18 protein-coding genes, 1 tRNA gene and 1 pseudogene are annotated in these 21641 nt (G+C 63.7%); 10 read left to right on the forward strand and 10 right to left on the reverse strand.

The genetic code is table 11. The annotated features are described in order from the left end of the window. From A5790_RS00680 to A5790_RS00700, 5 genes are all read right to left on the reverse strand, one after another. The coding region (locus tag A5790_RS00680; protein WP_156656263.1) for a hypothetical protein at positions 1-313 on the reverse strand (313 nt) is incomplete at its 3' end. Between the two features lie 99 nt (positions 314-412). Beyond that, positions 413-1576, reverse strand: a complete 1164-nt coding sequence (locus tag A5790_RS00685) for a BTAD domain-containing putative transcriptional regulator (protein WP_197696684.1) — start codon at positions 1574-1576, stop codon at positions 413-415. Between the two features lie 14 nt (positions 1577-1590). Then, positions 1591-3360, reverse strand: a complete 1770-nt coding sequence (locus A5790_RS00690; protein ID WP_066840639.1) for a serine/threonine-protein kinase PknD — start codon at positions 3358-3360, stop codon at positions 1591-1593. Between the two features lie 200 nt (positions 3361-3560). Next, positions 3561-4625 (reverse strand): ABC transporter substrate-binding protein, encoded by a 1065-nt coding sequence (locus tag A5790_RS26075; RefSeq protein ID WP_231987562.1) that lies wholly within the window; start codon positions 4623-4625, stop codon positions 3561-3563. 94 nt (positions 4626-4719) lie between these two features. Further along, a complete protein-coding gene (locus A5790_RS00700; RefSeq protein WP_066840610.1) occupies positions 4720-6063 on the reverse strand; it encodes a lipase family protein in 1344 nt (447 codons plus the stop codon). A gap of 408 nt (positions 6064-6471) precedes the next feature. Between A5790_RS00700 and A5790_RS00705 the strand changes: the two genes are divergently transcribed. Together A5790_RS00705 and A5790_RS00710 are read left to right on the forward strand one after the other, a co-directional pair. Further along, positions 6472-7362 (forward strand): restriction endonuclease, encoded by an 891-nt coding sequence (locus A5790_RS00705; RefSeq protein WP_066840612.1) that lies wholly within the window; start codon positions 6472-6474, stop codon positions 7360-7362. 175 nt (positions 7363-7537) lie between these two features. Beyond that, positions 7538-8032: a DUF6416 domain-containing protein gene (locus A5790_RS00710; RefSeq protein WP_066840614.1), complete on the forward strand. Its 495-nt coding sequence runs from the start codon at positions 7538-7540 to the stop codon at positions 8030-8032. 75 nt (positions 8033-8107) lie between these two features. Here A5790_RS00710 and A5790_RS00715 read toward each other — a convergent pair whose 3' ends face one another. Continuing rightward, a complete protein-coding gene (locus A5790_RS00715) occupies positions 8108-8356 on the reverse strand; it encodes a hypothetical protein (RefSeq protein ID WP_066840616.1) in 249 nt (82 codons plus the stop codon). A 9-nt stretch (positions 8357-8365) separates the two neighbouring features. Further along, on the reverse strand, positions 8366-9517 hold the full coding sequence (locus tag A5790_RS00720) for a hypothetical protein (RefSeq protein WP_066840618.1): 1152 nt from the start codon (positions 9515-9517) through the stop codon (positions 8366-8368). 464 nt (positions 9518-9981) lie between these two features. On the opposite strand from A5790_RS00720, the gene A5790_RS00730 reads away from it, so the two are divergent. The 6 genes from A5790_RS00730 to A5790_RS00755 all read left to right on the forward strand — a co-directional run bounded on the left by A5790_RS00730 (position 9982) and on the right by A5790_RS00755 (position 17209). After that, positions 9982-10569: a hypothetical protein gene (locus tag A5790_RS00730; RefSeq protein ID WP_066840621.1), complete on the forward strand. Its 588-nt coding sequence runs from the start codon at positions 9982-9984 to the stop codon at positions 10567-10569. A gap of 706 nt (positions 10570-11275) precedes the next feature. Beyond that, on the forward strand, positions 11276-11512 hold the full coding sequence (locus tag A5790_RS00735) for a DNA-binding protein (protein WP_066840623.1): 237 nt from the start codon (positions 11276-11278) through the stop codon (positions 11510-11512). Positions 11513-11634: 122 nt separating this feature from the next. Further along, a complete protein-coding gene (locus tag A5790_RS00740; RefSeq protein WP_066840625.1) occupies positions 11635-13917 on the forward strand; it encodes a bifunctional DNA primase/polymerase in 2283 nt (760 codons plus the stop codon). 549 nt (positions 13918-14466) lie between these two features. Beyond that, positions 14467-14913 (forward strand): hypothetical protein, encoded by a 447-nt coding sequence (locus A5790_RS00745; protein WP_156656265.1) that lies wholly within the window; start codon positions 14467-14469, stop codon positions 14911-14913. 96 nt (positions 14914-15009) lie between these two features. After that, a complete protein-coding gene (locus tag A5790_RS00750; RefSeq protein ID WP_066840629.1) occupies positions 15010-15672 on the forward strand; it encodes a recombinase family protein in 663 nt (220 codons plus the stop codon). A gap of 103 nt (positions 15673-15775) precedes the next feature. Further along, positions 15776-17209, forward strand: a complete 1434-nt coding sequence (locus A5790_RS00755; RefSeq protein ID WP_066840631.1) for a site-specific integrase — start codon at positions 15776-15778, stop codon at positions 17207-17209. A 16-nt stretch (positions 17210-17225) separates the two neighbouring features. Here A5790_RS00755 and A5790_RS00760 read toward each other — a convergent pair whose 3' ends face one another. The 3 genes from A5790_RS00760 to A5790_RS00770 all read right to left on the reverse strand — a co-directional run bounded on the left by A5790_RS00760 (position 17226) and on the right by A5790_RS00770 (position 19764). Further along, positions 17226-18374, reverse strand: coding sequence for a DUF262 domain-containing protein (locus tag A5790_RS00760; protein ID WP_066840633.1), 1149 nt, complete (start codon positions 18372-18374; stop codon positions 17226-17228). Continuing rightward, positions 18371-19474 carry an adenine-specific methyltransferase EcoRI family protein gene (locus A5790_RS00765; RefSeq protein WP_066840635.1) on the reverse strand — a complete coding sequence of 368 codons (1104 nt, stop codon included), beginning with the start codon at positions 19472-19474 and terminating at the stop codon, positions 18371-18373. Before A5790_RS00765 ends, A5790_RS00760 begins: the two co-directional genes overlap by 4 nt. Positions 19475-19690: 216 nt before the next feature. After that, a tRNA-Gly gene (locus tag A5790_RS00770) sits at positions 19691-19764 on the reverse strand. Between the two features lie 45 nt (positions 19765-19809). Here A5790_RS00770 and dcd point away from each other — a divergent pair. Together dcd and A5790_RS00780 are read left to right on the forward strand one after the other, a co-directional pair. Then, positions 19810-20382, forward strand: a complete 573-nt coding sequence (gene dcd / locus A5790_RS00775; RefSeq protein WP_066840637.1) for a dCTP deaminase — start codon at positions 19810-19812, stop codon at positions 20380-20382. Positions 20383-20636: 254 nt separating this feature from the next. Then, positions 20637-21641 (forward strand): annotated as a pseudogene (locus A5790_RS00780) (hypothetical protein); the annotation flags it as partial.

The following is a 21641-nucleotide window of genomic DNA, read 5'->3' on the forward strand; positions in this document are numbered from 1 at the left end:
GGTCGGCGCCGTTGTTGTGGGCGGGCTTGCCGGTGTAGGCGCCGTGGGGGGTCTTGGGGAAGGCGATGTGCTGTTCGCTTTGGGCGCTGCCGGGCTGGGGGACGCCGACGCCGTTGCCGTCGCGTGCGGCGTCGAGCTGCTCGTCGAGTGCCTGGCGGGCGTTGGCGACCGACTGCTGGGCGGTGCCTGTCATCTGTGTGCCGGTGGTGTTGGAGGCGGTGTCGGCGTTGGCGCTTGCGGCGAGGATGCCGGCCAGGGCTGCCAGTCCGAAGACGACGAGGGCGGCGGTGGCGGCGATGCGGTTCTTGATCATCTGAGTTCCTTTTCTCGGGGCCATCTGGTGTGGCGTTGAGAAAAGAATCGAACGCAGCCCTCAATGGAACCTCAATGCCGCATCTGAGCTGCTCAGCGGTTAATGAGCGGGCGAATCCTCGGGTGCGATCTCGAAGGTGAACTGGTGTCCTGCGATGTCGATGACGTCGCCGTCGCCGAGTGCGGTGCTGCCGCGAACCCTCTCGTGCCCGACCACCACGCCGTTGCCGGACCGCAGGTCGTTGATCACGAAGCTCGCGCCGGTGTCGATGATCGTCGCGTGATACCGGCTGACTTTCGGGTCGTCGATGACGACGGTGTTGTCGGCTCGGCGCCCGATGCCGGTCACCACGGTTTCCAGCGGATAACAGCGGCCCGCGACATCGCGGAGCTGCGCCCGATTGGATCTGGCCGCCGCCGTCATGGTGGTCGACAGATGGCTCTCGAGCATGGTGACGACATCGGAGGCGTCGCTCTGCGCGATCCGCTGAACGTCCAACGGCTCCTGGCGCAGGATCCGCTCGTGCAGCGTGCGCAACGACGGTCCTGGATCGATGCCCAGTTCCTCCGACAGTGTCGATCTGACACGGCGGTACGCGTCCAAGGCATCGGTCTGGCGCTCGGCCAGATAGTAGGCCGTGATCAACTGTGCCCACAGCGGTTCTCGAAAGGGATGCTCGCTGACGAGATCCTCGAGCCCGCTGATCACTGAATCCGCACGCCCGCAGGCGATTTCGGCTTCCGCGCGCAAGACATGCGTCGCCACCTTGTCCTCGACGAGTGCTGCGGCGAACGGCTCGACGAAGCGAAACTCCCGTAGGTCGTCGAGAACCGAGCCGCGCCACTGCGCCAACGCGGCTGACAGCCGGTCGGTAGCCAGCCCGAACCGGCCCGCCGCCGCCGCCTGCGCCCCGGCCGCCTTCTCCGTGTTGAACCGCCCCAGATCGCAGGCCGCGTCGGGCACGTTGAGCTGATAACCCGGTCGGGCACTGGCCAAGACGGCCTTCGCGTCGGCGCCGCCTGAGCCGAGGACTTTGCGCAGGTTCGCCACGTAGACGTGCAGGTTGTGGATCGCGTCGGCTTCCGGCATGTCTTCGTCCCAGATCGCCGCGATGATCGAATCCCGCGGCACGGGGCGGTTGCGGTTGATCAGCAGCAGTGCCAGCACAGCGCACTGCTTCGGCGTTCCCAACGGCACCGGCTGGCGGTTCACGCTGACACGCAGCGGGCCCAGCACACCGAAATCGAGGCCGGACGCAACCATGGGCCCCCTTGTCATCAACCGACCGAGAGTTTGACCACGGGGTCGGAGCCCACATCGGTGACATAGACATTGCCCGCCGCGTCGACCGCAACTCCCTGAGGGTCGTTCAGCCCCACGAAGGGCAGCGGAATCGCGGCCCTGGTGCCAGGTCGAAGTTCGACGATCCCGGCGTTACCGCGGTCGGTGACGTAGACGCCGCCTTCTGAGTCGATCGCCACACCGTGGGGCTCGTTCACTCCGGCGAACGGTAAGGGAGTGGCCTGCGTCGCGCCCGCTTCCAACTTCAACACCCGGTTGTTACCGGTGTCGGTGACGACGACACCGCCTGCCGGTCCGACGGCCACGCCGCGGGGGTCGTTGAGACCGCTGAACGGTACGGGGGTGGGAGTCGCTGCGCCCGTCGCCAGAAACAGCACCCGATTGTTGCCACGGTCGACGACATAGACGTCGCCGTTCGGCTTGACGGTGATGCCGCGGGGATCGTTGAGGCCGCTGAACGGCAGCTGGATCGCCGCGGGTGCGCCGACAGGAAGCCACATCACCCGGTCGTTACCCGAGTCTGTGACGTAAACATCGCCCTTGGCATCGACCGCGATATCTCGCGGATTCTTCAGACCCTTGATTGGCAGCTCAGTCGCGGTCGCCGCACCGGGCTCCAGCCGCATCACCCGATCAATGCCGACGCCGGTGACGTAGGTGGTTCCATCGGCTTCGACCGCGATTCCTGCGGAGACATGAATCCCTGTGAAAGGCAACGGAGTTTGCGCTGAGAACCCTTGGCCGACCGGTATGGGTGAAGCGCTGCCACCGTCTGAGGACTGTCGTCCGATGATGACGACTCCCGCCACGACAACCGCCGCCACTGCGATCGCGGCCGCTGTCATGATGCCGATAGCCTTGCGTGACAGTCGTTTCTGTGGCTTATCCGATGCCTTGGCAACGGCGTCGCTATCGCCCAACGCCGCCCGGGCGGCCAGGGCCAGATCCTGGACGGTCGGGTAGCGGTCATCGGGATTCTTGGCCATCCCCTTGGCGATGACCGCATCGAAAGCCGCCGGAACGCCAGCGTCGCTGGCACTGGGCTGCGGCGGCGGAGTGTGGAGGTGATGGGCGATCATTCCTTGTACGCCCATATCGCTGGCGAAAGGCGGCTCGCCGGTGAGGCATTCGTACAGCACACACGCGAGCGCGTAAACATCCACTCGCGAATGGGTTTTCACAGCGGCGCCGATGGCCTCCGGTGCCATGTAGGCTGCGGTGCCGATGGTTTCACCAGCCTTGGTCAGCGTGGCGTCTCCTGAGGCGTGAGCGATGCCGAAGTCGATCAGATAGGCGAAATCGTTGGTGCACACCAGGATGTTGGAGGGTTTGACATCGCGATGCACCAGGCCCACGTCGTGGGCAGCCTGAAGTGCGCCGGCAACTTGAGCGATGATCGCGACCGCACGTGTCGGCGGTAGTGCGCCTTCTTGTTTGATCAGCGTGCGTAGGTCCGTGCCGTCCACCAGTCGCATGTTGAGAAAGAGCCGACCGTCGACATCGCCGAAGTCGTGGATCGGGATGACGTGCGGCTCGGTCAGCTGTGCCACCGCCTCGCACTCCCGCCGGAACCGCTCGCGTGTCTCCTGGTCGTTGGCGGAGTGCTCGGGCAATACCTTCAGCGCGACCACCCGATTGGTCTGCGAGTCGCGTGCCCGCCACACCTGGCCCATGCCACCTGCGCCCAACAGCGACAGCAACCCGTAGCGGCCGAAGTGTCTTGTGGGTTTTTCGTCGCGCTCCACGCGCCTGCGTGCAGGGGCTTCGTCGCCGGTGTCCGCGCCTGGCCTTTGCGTGGCGTCGCCGGCGTCTCTGACCGTGTCATCCACTCTGCTGCTGACCCGGCTCTCTCGCGGCGAACGCTTCCACGGGCCAATTTAACCAGCCGAGACGTCAATTGGTCGGCTGTTGCGTAACGAGGAGTGGACGACTTCGGCGGCTGCGACTATCCCGTTGGCATGTTGGCGAGTTCGACGGCCCGGTTCAGCGTCTGACGGTCGACGACGTCGGCGGCGTTCATGGGCTGGGTGAGGACGTCAGATTCTCTCGCGATGTCGATCATGAACCTCACGCTCTCATCGGTGAGCCCGCCCTCGTCGGTCCAGAACGGGTGCTGCTGGATGAGCGCGAACAACTCCCTCAGCGATTCTTCGGAGGGGGGTGCTTCGACGTATTCGTTGACTCCGCTTTGGAACACCGCGAAGTCGCTCTTCAGTGTCTTCATCGCGCGCAACGTGGTGGCACAGTAGTTGGCGGCAAGTTCCCGGTTCTGTGCGAGCCAATCCCCGCGGGCGGCCTGGGCTACCTTGATGAAGCCGGGGGCGTTGTCGTAGAGGGTGGCGATCAGCACCGGTTGGTTCACCATCGCCTTCGCACCGTCGTACTGCGTGTCGTGAATCACGGTCGCATCCAGTTCGCCCGCGGCCCACGCATCCAATCGGGCGCTCGAGCTTTCGAGGATCTGCGGATTCGGAATCTCGTGGACGTCGCGGTGCTCGCCGACGCCGCTCAACAGCGCGTTGAGCACGATGGCTCCAGAGCCACCGGGGCTGTCGATTCCCACTCGGGTCGACGGCTCGAACAGTTGGCTGGCGTTGTGCACACCGTTGGCGCCGGCGAGGACGAAGTCATCCATGCTGACGTAGGGGCAGAACACCTTGACGTCCTCGCCGTGCTCGCGCGCATCCAAGATCGCAGAGACCGACGTCGCCAGAACCTGAGCTCGGCCGTCGCGCAGGGTCTGTACCGCGTCGGTGTGGGTGTCGTATTGGATGACGTTCTGCTCGACACTGAGGGGCAAACCGAAGTCGGGCCCGTAGCGGTCAACGCCGTAGACCAGCGGGATTTGTGACGCCTGTGGTTGTGAACCCAGCACGATGCGCAGCGACTCGGCCGTGCTCGGCGCGCCCGGTTGGGCGACGGCGGAAGTGCAGCCGGCGAGCGTGAGCGCGCTGGCAGTACCGATGGCGATCAAGCACGTCGCACGTCGTCGAGCACTCTTGGTTGGCATGGGTCTCCCTCGTTTTGTTGGTTGGGGAGAACGTATAGGTCAAATGCCGAAACGGCCGTCAGGGCCTGCATATCGCTCGAATCGCTGCGGAGTGTCACCGCGCATCTGTCGTCGACAGCGGTTGACGTTCAATAGGCAGTCCGAGCACGACCTTCGCCGTGATGACGCCCAACTTGACCATGCCCAAGTAGGTCGACGGGTTGAACATCGTGGGCCACACCGTGCGCGCTCGGTGCTCGTTGACCGGCCGGTTCGTGAAGCGATCGCGCAGCCACCTCAGCGTCATGGGGGCCGACAGTGGATGCAGGAGCAGATGCCCGCAGAACCGGTCGCGGTGGTAGGTGACCGCTGCACCAAGGCGTTCATACTCGGCCACCAGGGCGTCGACATCGTCAACGCTGATGATTTCGTCGTGCACCGCCTGTATGACCAGCACGGGAGGCTTGGGCCTGGACTTGCCGAGCTTGGTCTCGTCGAAGATGTGGCGCACTTCGGGTAGGTCCCACAGCTCGTCGGCGGTCATGTCGACATAGGACCCGATATCGACATTGCGGAACTTCCATACCGCCTGGGCCGTGGTCATCGTCTGCAACTCATCGAGCAGCGCCTTGCCCTGGTCAGTCGCATGCTCGTCCACCACGTTCTGCGCGCCAGGGAAGACCTGTGTCAATGCGGAGATCATCAGCGCGGCTAGGCCGGCGAAGAAGCTGCCGTTGAGGCGGCGTGCCACGCTTCCCGGATCCCCGACGGGTGAACCCAGAACGGCCCCAACGACCTTGAGCTCCGGCGCATATCGCTCACACAATTCGGCCGCCCACGCCGACGCCAAGCCTCCCCCGGAGTATCCCCACAGACCTACCGGCGCTGAGGGCGACAAGTTCACGCGCTCGCATCGCATCGCCGCGCGCAACCCGTCCAGAATCCGGTAGCCGGGCTCGACGGGAGAGCCCCACATGCCGTGGCAGCCTTCGTGATCGGGTACGCATACCGCCCAGCCTTCGGCCAGTGCGGCGGTCACCAACAGGTACTCGGCTTGGACGAAGCCACCGATCGGTCGCGCACCGCGCCGCATGGCGAACGAGGGGAAGCAGCGCGAGGCCACCGCATCGATCGCGCACTGATAAGACAGCACCGGGCCAGCGGCATTTGACTCGCGCTGCGTCGGGACGAGGACGGTGGTTACGGCGACTTCCGGCTCTTCGTGCAGATTAGTTGTGCGGTACAGCAACTGAGTGGCGTGGACTCGCTGACTGATGACACCCAGAAACCCGATCTCCACGTCACGCGAGCGCAACACCGTGCCGGGTTCAGCGTGCTCGTAGCCCTCCGGCGCTCGGTAGAACGGGTCGTCGTCCGGTGAGATCGGGTGATCGCCGGGGCGGATCTCGGCGTGCGGCGGGCTGTCAGCGCACGGTGGCGCGGTGGAGTAGCTGTCCATTGGTGTGGCGACTCCCTCGGCGTTCGCTGGCGGCGCGCATCTGGCCAGAACTTCTAGTACCCGGGGTACCGGCTTTCAACCAACAACCGGAACACCGGGCGATTGCCGGGCAGTCACTTCTCTATGGGCGTCGGGCCGCCGCGGATATGCGCTGATGCGATTTCGTGGAGCCGGTGACGGGAATCGAACCCGCGTTCTCAGCTTGGGAAGCCTTTTCTAGGCCCGAACGTCTGAGCGATAGCCGCTGGTCGGCGGCCTAGCGCCAAAGGTGTTTGCGGTGCTCAAGCACCCTTTCGGTACGGCTGACGGACGGCGTCGGGACGGCCTTCGTTCGTTGTCGGTTCGGCTGTGTCTACGGGACGGAAACGGGACCGCGCGTTGACGCAAGAACCATCACTGCACTTTGAAATGCTGGTAGCCGTGACCCCAACCGTTCCTCCGTATACCGACATGCTCTGGCCCACGCTCCAGGCCGCGATTGAGTTGGGAGGTTCAGCGTCGATCGCAGAGTTGGACGCTGCGGTGATCGACCGCGAGCGGTTCTCGGCGGACCAGCAAGATGTGTTGCACGGCGACGGCCCGCTCACCGAAATTCAATACCGCCTTGGCTGGGCGCGGACCTACCTCAAGGGGATGGGTCTGCTCACCAACAGCAAGCGCGGGGTCTGGACGGTGACCGAGGCCGGGCAGGCTGCGATGCTGGATGACATCGTCCCGCTTCACCAGCAGTTCGTGAATATCTCAAAGAAGAAGGGAAGCAAGAAGAAGGCTGGGGGTAACCAGAGCGTAGGCAGCGAACTGGACCAGGTCGAGGCAGAAGCCGAGGCCGACTGGAAGGACGCGCTGTTAGAGACATTGCTCAAGATGTCCCCCGCTGCATTCGAACGCCTAGCGCAACGTCTCCTCCGGGAGTCGGGATTCAGTAGTGCGGTGGTCACCGGGCGAACCGGTGATGGGGGCATCGACGGCCTTGGCGTTTACCAGATCTCGTTGCTGAGCTTCCCGGTGTTCTTCCAATGCAAGCGGTACAAGGGCAGCGTTGGCAGCTCAGCCGTTCGGGACTTTCGGGGAGCGATGGCCGGTCGTGGCGAGAAGGGTCTGCTGATCACGACCGGGACATTCACAAACGACGCTCGCGCGGAAGCCAAGCGAGACGGTGCGCCGCCCATCGACTTAATCGACGGTGACCGGTTGTGCGATCTGTTGAAGGAGAACGCCATCGGAGTCACGACGACCGAGCGTGTCGTGGAGGACGTCAAAGTCGAGGCTGAATACTTCACATCGCTTGAGCCCAAATAGACCCTCACCAAGCGTAAAAGTGGCAGCCGGTCCCAATGGGTAAAAGCCTCTTGAACAGCACTGACATACCGTTCAAAGGGTAAAAACAGTATTTACCCTTGACAGAACCCCTCTGAAGGTTGCATACTGCTTTCCAACGAGGCCACCAGGGTCTTATACGAGCGGGAGGGCAAAAATGATGGACGTCACGGTGAAGGTTCCCGAAGAGCGGCTGGTGGAGTTCTACGCGATGCATGCCGCGTGGCTGAGCGCTCCGCCCAATGCGGCGGTGTCGTCGCGCGGCGATCAGCTCTTTGCTATTCCGCAGCCGGTTTCCCATGCTGGCGAGGACGCCAATGGTCGTCTGCCATGGTCAGCGGATAGAGACGCTGCGCTGGCTGCCAAGTTGTGGGACAAATTTAGCGATCCGGCGAAGGCCTTGTTCTCCACGCTGATGGACGAACCGGACCGCCAGTTCAACGGCGAAGAGCTTGCCGGGATGCTGAATATCCCCAATGGTCACAGTGGCGTGGCTGGAGTCCTGGCGTGGCCCGGGAAGTATTGCAAGAAGGAGAACCGAGAGCTGTTGTGGAAGTGGGCCTATCCCGTGGAAGGGGAGCCCGTCGTCTACTGGATTACGCCAGAGGTGGCGGCGATACTCCGCGAGGCGCGCAGCAGCCAGGCGGACTGAGTAGGACAGCCGGTCACGGGGCGTCGAAAGGCAATAACTCCGCCCCGTGACCGGGCCGATCTGGGGGGCGCGGTCTCAGCCGACGCGCTCGCCGGGGTAGCCGCGTGGCGGGTCGTCCCGACACCATCGGGTTTCTCGGACCAGGGCGCTGAGGTCGTCGCTGCGGGTGAGTTCGACCGGTGGGCACTTGCCCCGATATACGCCGCCCTTGCGAATCGGCGCGCTCTCCTTGCCGGGTCGCACCAGCCCCGGTCCCAGGCCGAACTCTGACTTGTCGCGGTAGTCCTTCTCAGGGTCGCGCGAGAGGCTGTAGCGCTCGAACACGTCCGGCCCCTACGTCTGGATGGTCGGCGCGGTGTATGAGCCGTTCGTCGTCACCTGCATGACGACGGCTGCGCCTCGGTGTCGAACGCCGACGCCGAACCCACGCGCGTAGAAGCTGTCCGTCAGCGGGTATGGGCCACGACCCGGAATATGGCGCAGCCCCTGATACGCCGGATTGACGTGCTCGCGGAAGCCGACCGGGTTGCGGTCGGAGTCGAGTCCACCGGTTGCCGCCACGATGACGTACCCGAACGGCACGTAGTGCGATTCGATGAGCCAGGCATCGCCGTAGCTGCCGAGCACTTGGAGCCCTTCGAACTCGCTCGGTGCGACCGCGCCGACGAGGTGCTCAGTGGTGAAGTACGCCGGGGCGGCTTGCGACGGCACGAAGTCGAACTTGGGCACCTTCCCGGCGGCGTACTCGACACCAGCCCGCCAGAACGTCATGTCCTCAATCTCGTTCGGGTGGGCGAGGATGATCAACTGTCCGCCCTGGTTACCGAAACGACCGTAGCCGTGCTCGGTGACGTGGCGAATCATGTCCTCGATGTCGGCGGAGTCGATGTGCGTTGAACCGGACGTCAGGTAGTGAGTATGGTTGCCGTCGAACGACTTTCCAAGGTGTGCGGGCGGGACCATCGAGTCGCCCGACCAGAGCCCGTAGCAGGTGTGCTGCCATTCGTTGAACCGAGGCGCGGGGTCGAGCAGTCGGCGCAGGATCGTGCCCGTGACCAGACGGTTGTCGGCCTCGAAGATGCGGGTGACTTGCGCCTCGACCTGCTCGGCGGTGGCGCTGCGGAGGAACTTCCATGTGGCCGACAGTCGCTTGTCGTAGTCCTGAAAGTTGTAGCCGAGGCGCAGGTAATCGGCGGGCTCGCGCAGGGCGGTCGGAATGCCCATTTCAGTTGCAATTTCGAAGCTTTCACCCTCGACGCTCTGCGGGATGACGTCAGCGACGGCCGTTGTCGGATAGGAGAGCAGCCGCACGATCGTGGAGCGGTGCTCGTTGTAGACGCCCAGCGCCGCTTGGATCTCGTTCCAAATTGCGTTCAGGTTCGTGCCGTCGCTCGTTTCGTTAACGAGCACGTCGCCCGCGACGCTGACGCCCTTACGGTGACCCTCGCCGCCCCAGATTTGCAGTCGTTCCAGAGTATTTGACATTTCGTATTCCGTTCGTCGGGTAGCCGTTTCGACCGAGGGTAGCGCCGAGACGAGCGCGCGCGCTCGAATAGCGTTTCAGCGCAGCGCTATTGGTACGAATGCGGTCCTCTTAAGTCGGCGTAGGTTCGGCGTCGGACGATAGAATCGAACTTACCGACGAAAGGTGAAACTCTAATGGCGAGAGTTGAAGCACCCGTACATGTGCCTGACCCGCCAGCGCACCTGGTCGTGTCCCCGGTCCCGGACAAGACGATCGCTGACGCCATCGCGTGGTACGCGGGCATCGGCGTCCCAGTCACCGAGCGATGGATAAAGACGGTGACTGACCGCCGCGAACTGTCCTGTCGCATCGTCGCGGGACGGCGAATGTACTCGACCGAGGAACTTTGGCGCTTCATCGTCACCCGGCCTACCCGTACGGCCGGGGCGGCTCGCTACAAGAACACGAAAGGCAATCGAACAGCATGAGCACCAACGATTCTGAACTGATCGCGAAGTACGGCATGGACCTACCGCCCGACCCGAACAACCCCATTGTGAACGCGATACAGGTGGTCGAGTGCACCCGCGCCCTGGTAACCCGCGAGACAGACGACACGGCTTGGCTTTTCGACCCGTCCTGGAGTCCCGCCATGTGGGAACTCGCCAACTACACGATGCGGGACATGAGGCAACGGTTCGGCGACCGCATCGAGGCTGCAGCGGATAGCGACACGTTCCTTTACTACCCATGCATCCCGAACCTCTACGTGTACGAGGACGCCATGGAGCGCTTTTCGTACATGATCACCACTCGCGTACCTCTACCGAACGCGGTCGGGCAGCGCGGCTGCGATGTGCAACTTTCAACTGACGGGTGTAGTGGGCGAGCCGTGTATCTGCCGCACGAGCACGGGCCGTTCATCGTCGTCTTCAGCATCTGTCGCGCTTGCGACACCTGGGCGCGGGAGACCGCCGAGGTTCGGTTTCGATCGAACGTCATCGGCGCGCAGGTACACCTCCCACCGGCCGCGCGGATCGACCCCGGCTCGCCGGTCCCGCCGACGCCGTAGACGGCGGCGCGCGGGCCGCTCATCGCGACCGAGAGGCGATGCGGGCCGTTCGGCGGGGGATCGGATGAGTACGGCGCGGCATCCGTCTACGGGCTGGACGGGGTGCGGTTCCTTGGATACGATCGCTGCCAGTAAATCGCGTAGATGCTTCTTGGCGGATGGCACAAGGCCGCTGGAGCCACCCCTCGGGCGCTCTGGAAGTAGTTCGGAACTAAGCACGCACAGTGCGAACGATCCAAACCTTCCGGGGTGCCCTTTTTGGTCCCCTCGGATTGCCCTATAACGCACCGAGGAGGAAACAATGGGCGCTGACGACGATGGCGGTACATACACCTGGACGACCCAGGCGGGGGAGATGTTGAGCGGCTCAGAAAGTGAGTGGTTGGCCGCCGTTCGAGCCGGTGACTTTGAGTACGCAGGATTCGACGCGAGCACCGGGCTGTACTGGTGGTATGAGGAAGATGAAACACGTTTTAGCGCAACAGTTCTCGCTCGACTTACGTCGGCGATTCGGCGGCGGTTCGGGTAAGCTCTAGGTAACGGCTTTCGCGAGAGAGCGGCCCGATAACTGAATTAACAGAAACGACCGGCGGGAGCTTGGAGCCGTTGGCCGGCGGGATTGCGCTGAACACCCATGACACCTGGCGTGCGTCGAAGGAGAACCTTCGGCGTAGGCAAGGTTTTTTGTGTTTGAAGGAGCATCAACGTGGATCCGAACCCTGACGATGTCGCGAACCTCAACCAGGAGGCGGCATTTCAGAAGCTTCGTGAGTGGGGATACCCCGTCACTCGTCGCACGATCAAGTATGCCGTCCTGCGGCGTGAGCTTGAGCCGAGTCGATTCGGCAACGGGAACTATTTCAGCGTGGCCGATTTGCGGCGCTGGGTGGAGTCTCGACGGCAGGCAAGCACGTATCGGTTGGCTGAGGGTGCGCCCCGATGAGGGCAGGAAGGCCTGTTGCCCGGTCAACCGAATAGGCCGACCGGACAACAGAATAATCCACCCGAGGAAAGGGACGTGCATGCCGAGGAACGTGAACGACCCGCGACCCGTAGGACGCGACGATGAGTCTACCGAACGACCCGCGACGCCGAAACTGGCTACGCGACAACGAAAACGATCAGGCCAGCGGCAACAGCGCGTCTGAGCTACCGGATGTAACTGATCTGACTAACGCGGATGCCGCGCTGATGTATGCGAAGGCGGGCATTCACATCGTGCCGATTAAACCCGGAACGAAGAACCCCGGCAGCTACCTGGGGCAGGGTTGGCCGGCCAGGGCGACCGACGACCTTGAGAAGGTGCGCGAGTGGTGGGAGCGATGGCCCGATGCGGGGATCGCGTCACACGTCGGCGGGTGCGGACTGGTCGTCATAGACGTTGATGTGCCCGAGAAGGTCCCGGACTGGCTATGGGCGTTGCTTCAGCCGGCAGTGTTCCGACGCACCACAACCGACTCCGACAGCAAGCGCGGCCACTACTTCTATCGCTTACGACCAGGCAAGGTGTTCGGCTGCGGCCTTGGCCGCCTCAAGCCGCCGAAGGGCGAGCGCTGGGGTGAGGTGAAGTGCTACGGCGGGGCCGTCGTCCTCGGACCCACCCAGCACCCCCGCGACGGCGGGCACTATGCGACTGCGCCGGGCGGCGCGTTGTCGTTCCTCCCCGCTGAGATCGCGCAAGCGTTGAACGCGCCTGACGTGAACCGTGTGGAACCCGTCGACGCTGGCGAGCTAGCGGCGCGGGTTAAGGCGTTCCTCGGCACGCACACCGACAACGACTCGCCGCACGCCCTAGCACCGATCTGCAAGTCATTCGACCCGACACCAAGTAATCGGCACTCCAGCATGTGGGATGCGCTGTGCTGGGCGATGCGGGAGGCCAAGGCGGGTCGGTTCTCCGCGACGGATGCGGTGGATGCCCTACGGGAGCGGTGGACTGACGCGATAGGTGGTCAGTACCGGGGTGGTGATCCTGACGAGTTCGACCGCATGTTGCGGGACGCGGTTGCCGCAGCCGACGCGGACGGCACGCGTGAGGAGCTTGCGGCGCGGGCGCACAAGTTCACTGACGCGGAGAGCTGTCGCGCGGCGCTGGACGGTATCGACAGCTGGGCGCCAACCATTGTGAACGCGCCGAGCGACAGCAGCGACGGGAGCCCGTCGTGGGCCCCAGTGGATGTGCGTGCCGCACGCGATAGCCGATCCGTTCTGCTACCAACGATTCTGAAGCGGTCGGACGGCGCGTGCTTGTTCTATCGCGGTCGAATCCATTCGGTCCACGGTGAGACTGAGTCGGGTAAGTCGTGGCTCGTTCAGTGTGCGACGGCGGAGTGCCTGCTGATCGGTGAGCCGGTGTTGTACCTGGACTTCGAGGATGAGGCCGGGGCGGTTGCGGAGCGGCTGGTGCGGTTGGGCGTGTCCGCGGACGTGGTCGAGAACCCGGCCCTGTTTGTGTACGTCCACCCCGAAGCACCGCCGACGACAGAACGCGAAAGACGGGCGTTCGATGCGTTACTCAATGGCACCTACAGCCTCGCGGTGGTTGACGGCGTCACGGACTCGATGGCTCTGTTCGGCCTATCGGGGATGGACGCTGACGACGTAGCGCGATGGCATCGCGAGCTACCGAAGGCAGTCGCGCACCGCACAGGCGCGGCGGTGGCTTGCGTGGATCATGTCGCCAAGGACTCCCAGACTCGGGGGCGGTTCGCGCTCGGCAGCCAGCACAAGATCGCCGGGCTGAGCGGCGCGGCGTACGTCGTGGAGATGGAGCAGCCGTTTGCCGTTGGGCAGGCGGGCCGCGCGAGCGTCCGCGTCGGCAAGGACAGGCCAGGGCGCGTTCGCGGCCTCGGTGGTCGGTGGCGGAAGTCCGACCGCACCCAGCACGTCGCGGACCTGCTGCTGGACTCGACCGACGCCGAGATGACGGTGTGGTCGCTGGAGCGGCCCTCGCACGGCGGCGCATCGACGGATACGGATGACGGGAAGCCGAGCAAGTCCGCATTCCGGCCGACCTGGTTCATGGAGCAGGTCAGCCGGTATTGGGAGGAGACCGACGACCCCGCTAAGCGCACGAACACAAAGACGGTCGATGCGATGTGCGCCGAACGCAAGGAACAGGGCAAGACCCAACACCGGAACCTTTGGCGCGACGCCATCAAGGTGTTGGAGGCCGAGGGATTCGCCAATAGCGAGGACGGCCCGCGCGACAGCTTGATCTACAAGATCGTCAAACCCTATCGGCAGCTTGATGATCCGCTGAGCGATGAGCACGCCGAGGCGGCGGATAGGGACGTCGACAACTGGAAAGTCCAAATCGAGGCCGAGCAAGAAGGCGGTCAGAAGTGACCGCGCCGACCGCGCCGACGACCGCGCCGAACCGCGCGGACGGCGCGGAGGGAAGCGACTACGCGACGACCGCGCCGACCGCGCCGAGCCCTATAGGGCGCGGAGGCGAGGACGGCGCGGTCGCGAGGACGACGGCGGGGTCGAATCTACAAAAGAGAACTCGGCGCGGTCGCGCCCCGGCTTTCGACCCGACAAGCGAGCGTGGCCACCACGCGGCAACCCTAGGAGGTCACGACCTATGGAGGAAGGAAATCGACGGATTAGGCAGCCTCACACACCCGGAACTGCCTCGAAAACCATCGAAAACACAAAACCGTTGCGGAGCAACAACTCTGAAACACTCTGTAAAACAACGAGATTGGAGGCCAAGACGTGCCTAGCGAAGAGGTGTACTCGGACGATTGGTGGCTCGACCGTAACGATCAAAACCGTTGCGTAGCAATACGAAGGAATGGCGAGCGCTGCCTTAAGCCTGCAAACCGGGGTATGACCGTCTGCCGAACGCACGGCGGCGCGGCCCCGCAGGTTCGGCGAAAGGCCAAGGAGCGCTTGGAGCTTGCGGCCGACCGGATGGCGCGCGAACTGCTCGGGATGGCGACCGGTGCGGAGTCAGAAGCGGTGAAGCTTAACGCCATTCGCGACGCACTCGACCGCGCGGGCCTTGGCGCCAAAACCGAAGTCTCCGTGGAGCTTAAGCCGTATGAGCAGCTACTCGGCGACATCAGCGGTGTTGCCAGCATATCCCGCGCCGAGCACCGAGCACTACAAGGCCGTCCCATCATCGACGCCCCCGCCCTCGCCGACCCGCTCGATGTCGAGGTAGTCGAGCCCGCCGACGAGACCGGCCCCGCCCGCGCCCCGGAGCCGCCCGAGAGCGAGATGCGGTACCCCAGCGAGGGGAACGACGGCGGCGACGATATGCCGCGCGATACCGGGCTGATGACCTTGGAAGAGGCTGCGGAGACCGTACGGCAAGAGCGTGGCTATCAGCATTAAAAGGCGAGGCCAGAGCAGAATCTAAGTTTGCTGTTGGCGTAGAATCGAGGCGTAAGGCGGAACCGAACGGTTACGCCCCAACCCGACGGAGACGACATGGAATCGAAGCTGTACTTCGGCTACTCGCGCGTGAGCACCGACGAGCAAGCGGGCAGCCGGAACGGCCTCGAAGCGCAGCGGTCGGCCATCGACGCCGAGGCCGCGCGGCGGGGCTGGACGGTGGAGCACCTCGCAGACGAGGGCGCGAGCGGCAAGTACATCAACGCCAACCTGCAGGAAGCGCTGCAGCTGCTCGCCTCGGGCCAAGGCGACGGGCTGATTGTGGCGAAGCTGGACCGGCTCGCACGATCAATCGTCCATGCCGCCAACATTATTGACGCGGCACAGGCGCAAGGCTGGTCGCTGGTCGTGCTCGACATCAACTTGGACCTGTCGACCGCTGCTGGCCGCATGATGGCGCGGACGGTCGTCAACTTCGCCGAGTACGAGCGTGAGCTCATCAGCGAGCGCACTAAGGCGGGGCTCGCCGCCAAGAAGGCACGCGGTGAGCGGATCGGTCGGCCACGGCTCGCGACGGCGGGTGTCGTGCGGCGGATCGTGCTCGACCGCAACGCGGGCCTGACCTTCGGCCGTATCGCCCGCGCCTTGGAGGCCGAGGCGATCCTGTCTCCTGCTGGCCGGCCAACGTGGCAGCCGTCCACCGTTCGCCGCATCTATCAGAGTGCGACTGCGACAGACGAATTCGTGGCGGCCTCATGAGGCCCCCGATCGGAAACAGGGGTAGGGGTGTTCTGGGGAGGACTGCCCTCCCCGCGTAGCGTGCACGAATTTTCCACGAAGAGTTAGCAAGGAGCGAGGACCAATGGCAGGTATCCAGAAGCGCGTACGCGCCAGCGGCACAACAACGTACGTCGTGCGGTGGTACGCCGCAGACGGCACCGAGCGGAGTAAGGGTGGGTTCCGTACGCGCAAGGACGCCAAGGCGTTCGCGGCGAAGGCCGACGCCGAGACGCTGACAGGCATGGACTTCGACCCCGGCAAGGGCAAGATGCTGTTTCGGGACGCGGCGGCGATCTGGTTGGAGTCCCGCAAGGCCGACACCCGCAACAACGCCGAGAACCACCGCTACGCGCTCGCCCCGGCCGCAACCCGGCGCGGCGACGGCAAGACGCTCGGCATTGATGCGGTGTTCGGCGACTACCCACTCAACAAGATCACCCGCGAGTACATCCAGGCCTGGGTAAACCGGCTCACCGAGGCAGGCAAAAAGCCGTCGACTGTTCGGCACGCGTTCTGGACCGTCCGCATGGTCTTGGAGCAGGCGGTAGTCGATGGCCGGCTGGCCAAAAGCCCCGCCGAGTACATCAAGCTCCCCACCGAGACCGGTACCAACGGCGCTCAGGTCGGCGTAGTTGTGGACCGGACGCAGTTCCTTACACCTGCACAGGTTTCCGCGCTTGTTGAGGCGACGCCCTGGCCCTACAACGTCCTGGTGCACGTTGCCGCTTGGGCGGGTCTGCGGGCGGCGGAACTGGGCGGGCTCACCATCGCGAACGTCGATCTGCCGGACCCGCCACTTAACCCGAACGCCCCGGCTAAGCCCGGCGTGCTGCGCGTCGAGCAAGCTGCGCGGGCGAAGGGTGCGGCCATCGAATACGGCCCGCTCAAGACCAAGCAGAGCTACCGCCGAGTGCCGCTGACCGCCGAGACGACCGAGTTGCTTCGCGATTACCTCACGGAGCACTCGCGCTCGGACGAGCCGTCAGCCCCGCTGTTCCCCGGTACGACGTTGACGCGTCCCCGGCCTACCGGCGTACCCGCGACGGCCCCCGCACCGGGAGAGGCGGCTACGGGCGTCGAAGACATACCACCAAAAGCCACCGCGAAAGCCCGCGCGCGACGACAAGCGGACGCCCTGGCCGAACTCACGGTAGAGGATGCCGAGAAGCGGTTGGTGCTCGACTGGACCACGCCGCTACGCCACGCGACGTTCTACAAGGCCGTCTACCGTCCGGCTGTGTTGCGGGCCAATAGGCTTACGCCAACCGCGAAGCTCGACCCCGACCAGTCGTTCCACTCGCTGCGCCACACGTACGCGAGCCTCTGTCTCGCGGCGGGTATTCGGCCCATCGACATCGCGGAGCTTATGGGGCACCGGGATGTCAAGACGACGCTGACGGTCTACGCGCACCTGATCAATACAGACGACCACACGGGCAACATGGCCGCGCTCGGCGCGTTGTCCGCCCCGGTGCAGAAGCCCGACTACGGCAAGGTGATACCGCTACACGGCTAGCGCGCGTGAGCGGCGTTTACTTGTTCCCCTTTGAGCGATTGTGTGGGATACAGAGCATCTCGCAGTTGGAGAGGTCTGTGGCGCCACCCTTCGACCAAGCAGTCACATGGTCCGCGTCCATTTCACTCAACTCGTAGATGCGAGTTGCGTTGTTATTACCCGCGATTGCGCACAGCGGGCAGTTCGACGTTCCCGCCTCTTCGGCCGCCGAGGTCTGCTGACCATACGCGGCGAGTTTTGTCTTCTCGTCAAAGACGCGCACCTCAAGCAGTTTGGTGTCCGCTTCGCCGCCGAGAAGGAACTCATAGATCCCGCGCTTGTTCTTGACGTCCACGTCGGCCATAAGGGCTGCGATCCGTGCCTCTAGCTTGGCCGGGTCGAGACTCGCGTTCTTGTATTGGTTGTAGAGCGGACCCCACTTGACCGTCTTCATCTGCGCGCGCTTCTTCGGGAAGGTGGTCTCAACCCAGTCGATGACCCCCTTGAAATACAGCCATAGCTCGTTGGCGTTGGTGTCGTGCTGGTGGTCGCGCATGTACTCGTCGACCTTGCCGCCGTTGATCCATTCGATCGCGGTCTCGAGATAGTCCTGACGGATCGGAGAGCCGGTCATGTAGTCGCTGCCGATTCCGTATGCGGGGCAGCCGTTTTTGCTGAAGTACTTCTTTGCAGCGGACACCCATGGGCCGTGGTAGACCGCATTGCGCAGCTCCTGGTCGGTGAGCTTCTCGCCAGCGATGTTGATTGTCTTGAACCAGTCCAGCTTCTCGGAGTCAGTGCCCTCGCAGAGGTAGACCATGAGGTCGTAGTCGAGAATCTGATTCTTCTGGTCGTCCTGGAGGTTGTGAAAGGCGAGCTGATGCCCGTCGATCGGGATCGAAAAGTCGCCCTCGACGTACTGGCAGATTGAGATCGTGCGCTGCTGGCCGTCGATAACCTCGAACGTGCCGTCATCCCGCACAGCCCAATACATAACGTTGAGAGGGAAGTCGCGGCGCAGGGTCTCGATCACTGCGTCGCGCTGCTTGTCCTTATAGACGAACTCGCGCTGGTAGGGCGGGCGCACGTCCAGCTTGCCGTCGTAGGCCCGTACGCCCAGCTCATCGTTGTCCTCGTAGCCTTCAACGAGATCGCGGACGGTGATTTCTTTGAGCTCGATCTTCATAGTTGCTTATTCCTGATAAGGACGCGGGCGTAAGTCTGTAGGTATATTTCGCCGCCAACCTCGTAGTAGGTCTTGCCAATGGGAGGACTGTCAACCTTGAGCGCCGGGCCGTCGTTCAACTTGGTGACGGGGCTCCTGACTCCCGCAGAGCTGACCTGTATTTGCTGGGGGTACACCTTGCTAGGACTCCCTAGGGGAGCCTTGGCAATACCCACGATCTCGAACTGATCGGGGTTGTGCTTGCCCAAAAACGTAATCGGCACACCCATAACGCCGTCGTAGTCCATAGGAATATCGACTGTCTGGCTTACCTCAATGGCGTCATAATTGTCATAACGCGGGTAGTCCTGAGCGTTGTACGTTTTGTAGAGGATCATGTCTTCGTGGCGCTTAGAGATGTCGAGATTGGTGAACCAAGCTGAATTTCCGACGGTTTGGTAGCGAATGCCTTTTTCGTCAACGCGCTGACCGGTCTTCACCGGGAAGTCGTCTTTGACCTGGAACCACATCTGGCCGGTGCCTGCCCGAGTTACACCCAGCCATACCTTGTTCTGCTGGATCAGCGGCCAAATTTCTTTATACGTGACAGCGTTCATATTGCCAATGATTATGAAACGCTTGTTGTACTCGATCAACTGCGCCATATATTCGCGAAATAGCGAGAACGGCGGGTTAGTCACCACAATATCTGCCCGTTTGAGGAGCTCGATGGTCTCGGCACTTCGAAAGTCGCCATCGTCTTTCAGCGGCTTAATGCCGATCTCGTCGGGGTCGGGAACTTTATTGCCGTCTTTATCGCCCTCGTACTCCAAGTAAATCGCTTGCTCCGAGTCGTAGCGGCTGAACAGGTCTCGCTCAGTGCTTTTGTAGCAGGCAGCAATAAGCTTCTTAAGGCCGAGCTTCTCAAAGTTGTACGAGAAGTAGTGAAAAAAATTGCTGACCCGGGGGTCGTCACAATTGCAGTAGACGACCTTGCCCTCGAAGTGCTTCCGGTAGTACTTCATCTCTTTCTCGATGTCAGAGAGCTGCGTGTAGAACTCATCGAGCTTGGCGGTCTTGGCATCTCCTAGACTGCGCCGCTTCGTCGACTCAACACTCATCGGCCCCTCCTCCTCCGCGCCCGGCGCAAACGCAGCCTGCGCCGGGTGTGTTCTCCGATGGACACCCTATCGGCGGGATAGGACATGGGGCGGTAACCGAGGCGAACGAGTTGTCTACTCTGGAAATGCCCGCGCTGACGGCGCCCATGTACGGGACCGTTACGGGACCGCGCGCCGCTCGCGCCTAGGACATTCGGGCGAAACCGCTGTTAGATGTGGAGCCGATGACGGGAATCGAACCCGCGTATTCAGCTTGGGAAGCTGATGTTCTGCCATTGAACTACACCGGCCTGTTTGAGCACGAAGGCTAACATCCAAGCCGCTAGGCTCGTCGGGTGCTGCTCTCCGACCGCGACATTCGCGCCGAGATCGCTGCCGAGCGCCTGGGCCTCGATCCGTTCGACGACTCCCTGATTCAACCGTCCAGCATCGACGTCCGCCTCGACAACCTGTTTCGCGTGTTCAACAACACGCGATACACACACATTGACCCGGCCAAACAGCAAGACGAGCTGACCACCCTCGTCCAAGCCGAGCCGGGGGAGCCCTTCGTGCTGCACCCCGGCGAGTTCGTACTCGGTTCGACGCTGGAACTGTGCACCCTGCCCGACGACCTCGCGGGCCGGCTGGAGGGCAAATCCTCCCTGGGCCGTCTGGGCTTGCTGACGCACTCCACCGCGGGGTTCATCGACCCGGGATTCTCCGGGCACATCACCCTCGAATTGTCGAACGTCGCGAATCTGCCGATCACCCTGTGGCCGGGGATGAAGATCGGTCAGTTGTGCCTGCTGCGCCTGACCAGCCCCGCCGAGCACCCGTACGGCAGCGCCCGGGTCGGCTCGAAGTACCAAGGGCAGCGTGGCCCGACCCCGTCGCGGTCCTACCAGAACTTCATCAAGTCCAGTTGATCCTGCGCCGAGGGTGCGCCCGACGCGGATTCCACCCTGAGCGCAGAGTCGAAGAGAGTTGAACCGATCGGCGCGGACGGCCGTTGACACGAGTAGGGTCGAGATACCAACGTCGGCAGCATCGACCCCAGCAAATGTCGGTGGGCGCGTAACGCCTGTGCTGCTCACGGCGATGAACTACTAGTCGCCGACTTGTGCGTGGCGAGATGCCGATCGGCGGACCAGGCTTGGTAGCAAACGTTGTTGGAGGGGCAGTGGACATCGTTCTGGGTGTATCGATGACACCTGCGACGGTCCGCATGGTGCTGGTTGAAGGCGAGATGGCCGACGGGGCCACCGTCGACCACGACGTCTTCGACGTCAGTGGGACTGATGGCTCAGCAACATCGGGCGCCGCCGCCCAAGTTGTGGACGCCGTCCTCGGCACCAAGGAGAGCGCCGAAGCGGGTGGGCATGACCTGAAGGCCATCGGCGTCACATGGAGCGATCACGCCGAGGCCGCGCATCTGCGCGATGCGCTCGCTGCCCGCGATATAGACGACGTCATGCTCGTCTCCGACGGTCACGCCGCGGCCTCACTCGCTCAGGCCGTCGGGCGGGCGGTGGGCTACGACACCACCGCACTGCTCTTCATCGACCGGGACGCCGCGACGCTGTCGGTGGTCCGGACCGACGACGGGTCAGTGGTCAAGGTCCTCAGTAGCAGCCTGCACAGCCAGGACGCGATGGCTGTGCTCGCTGACATGGCTGCCGCCGTCGACGCCCAGGACAACTCACCGCAGGGCATGTTCGTCGTCGGATCCGGCGTCGACGTGAGCTCGGTGAAGAGCCACCTCGAGCATCTGGTCAGCCTGCCGGTGCACGCCCCCGACGAGCCGCAGATGGCGCTGGCACGCGGTGCGGCCTTGGCCGCGGCCGCCGCCCCCGCGTTGGAGGCCTCGACCGTCGGGCTGGCCTATTCCCAGGACCCCGACGGCACAACCGCGGGTTCGGTGTACGCCGGGCTCGCCGGCGCGGAGACACAACTCGCGCCCGCCGGTGGTGACGGCGCTTACGCCGCCGACTTCGCGTCGAGTACCAACCTGTCCGCCGCGGCCAACGACGATCGCAAGCCGTTCCTGCTCGTCGGCAGCGCGATGGCGTCGATCTTCGTCGTCGGCGTCGTCGCGCTCGTGATCTCGCTCGCGGTGAGCATCCGGCCGACAGCCGACCAACGGCCCAGCCCGGGAGAGAGCGCGATCGTGCCCAGCAGCGACGGC

The sequence above is a fragment of the Mycobacterium sp. 852002-51152_SCH6134967 genome, assembly GCF_001667105.1.
Taxonomy (GTDB): domain Bacteria; phylum Actinomycetota; class Actinomycetes; order Mycobacteriales; family Mycobacteriaceae; genus Mycobacterium; species Mycobacterium neumannii_A.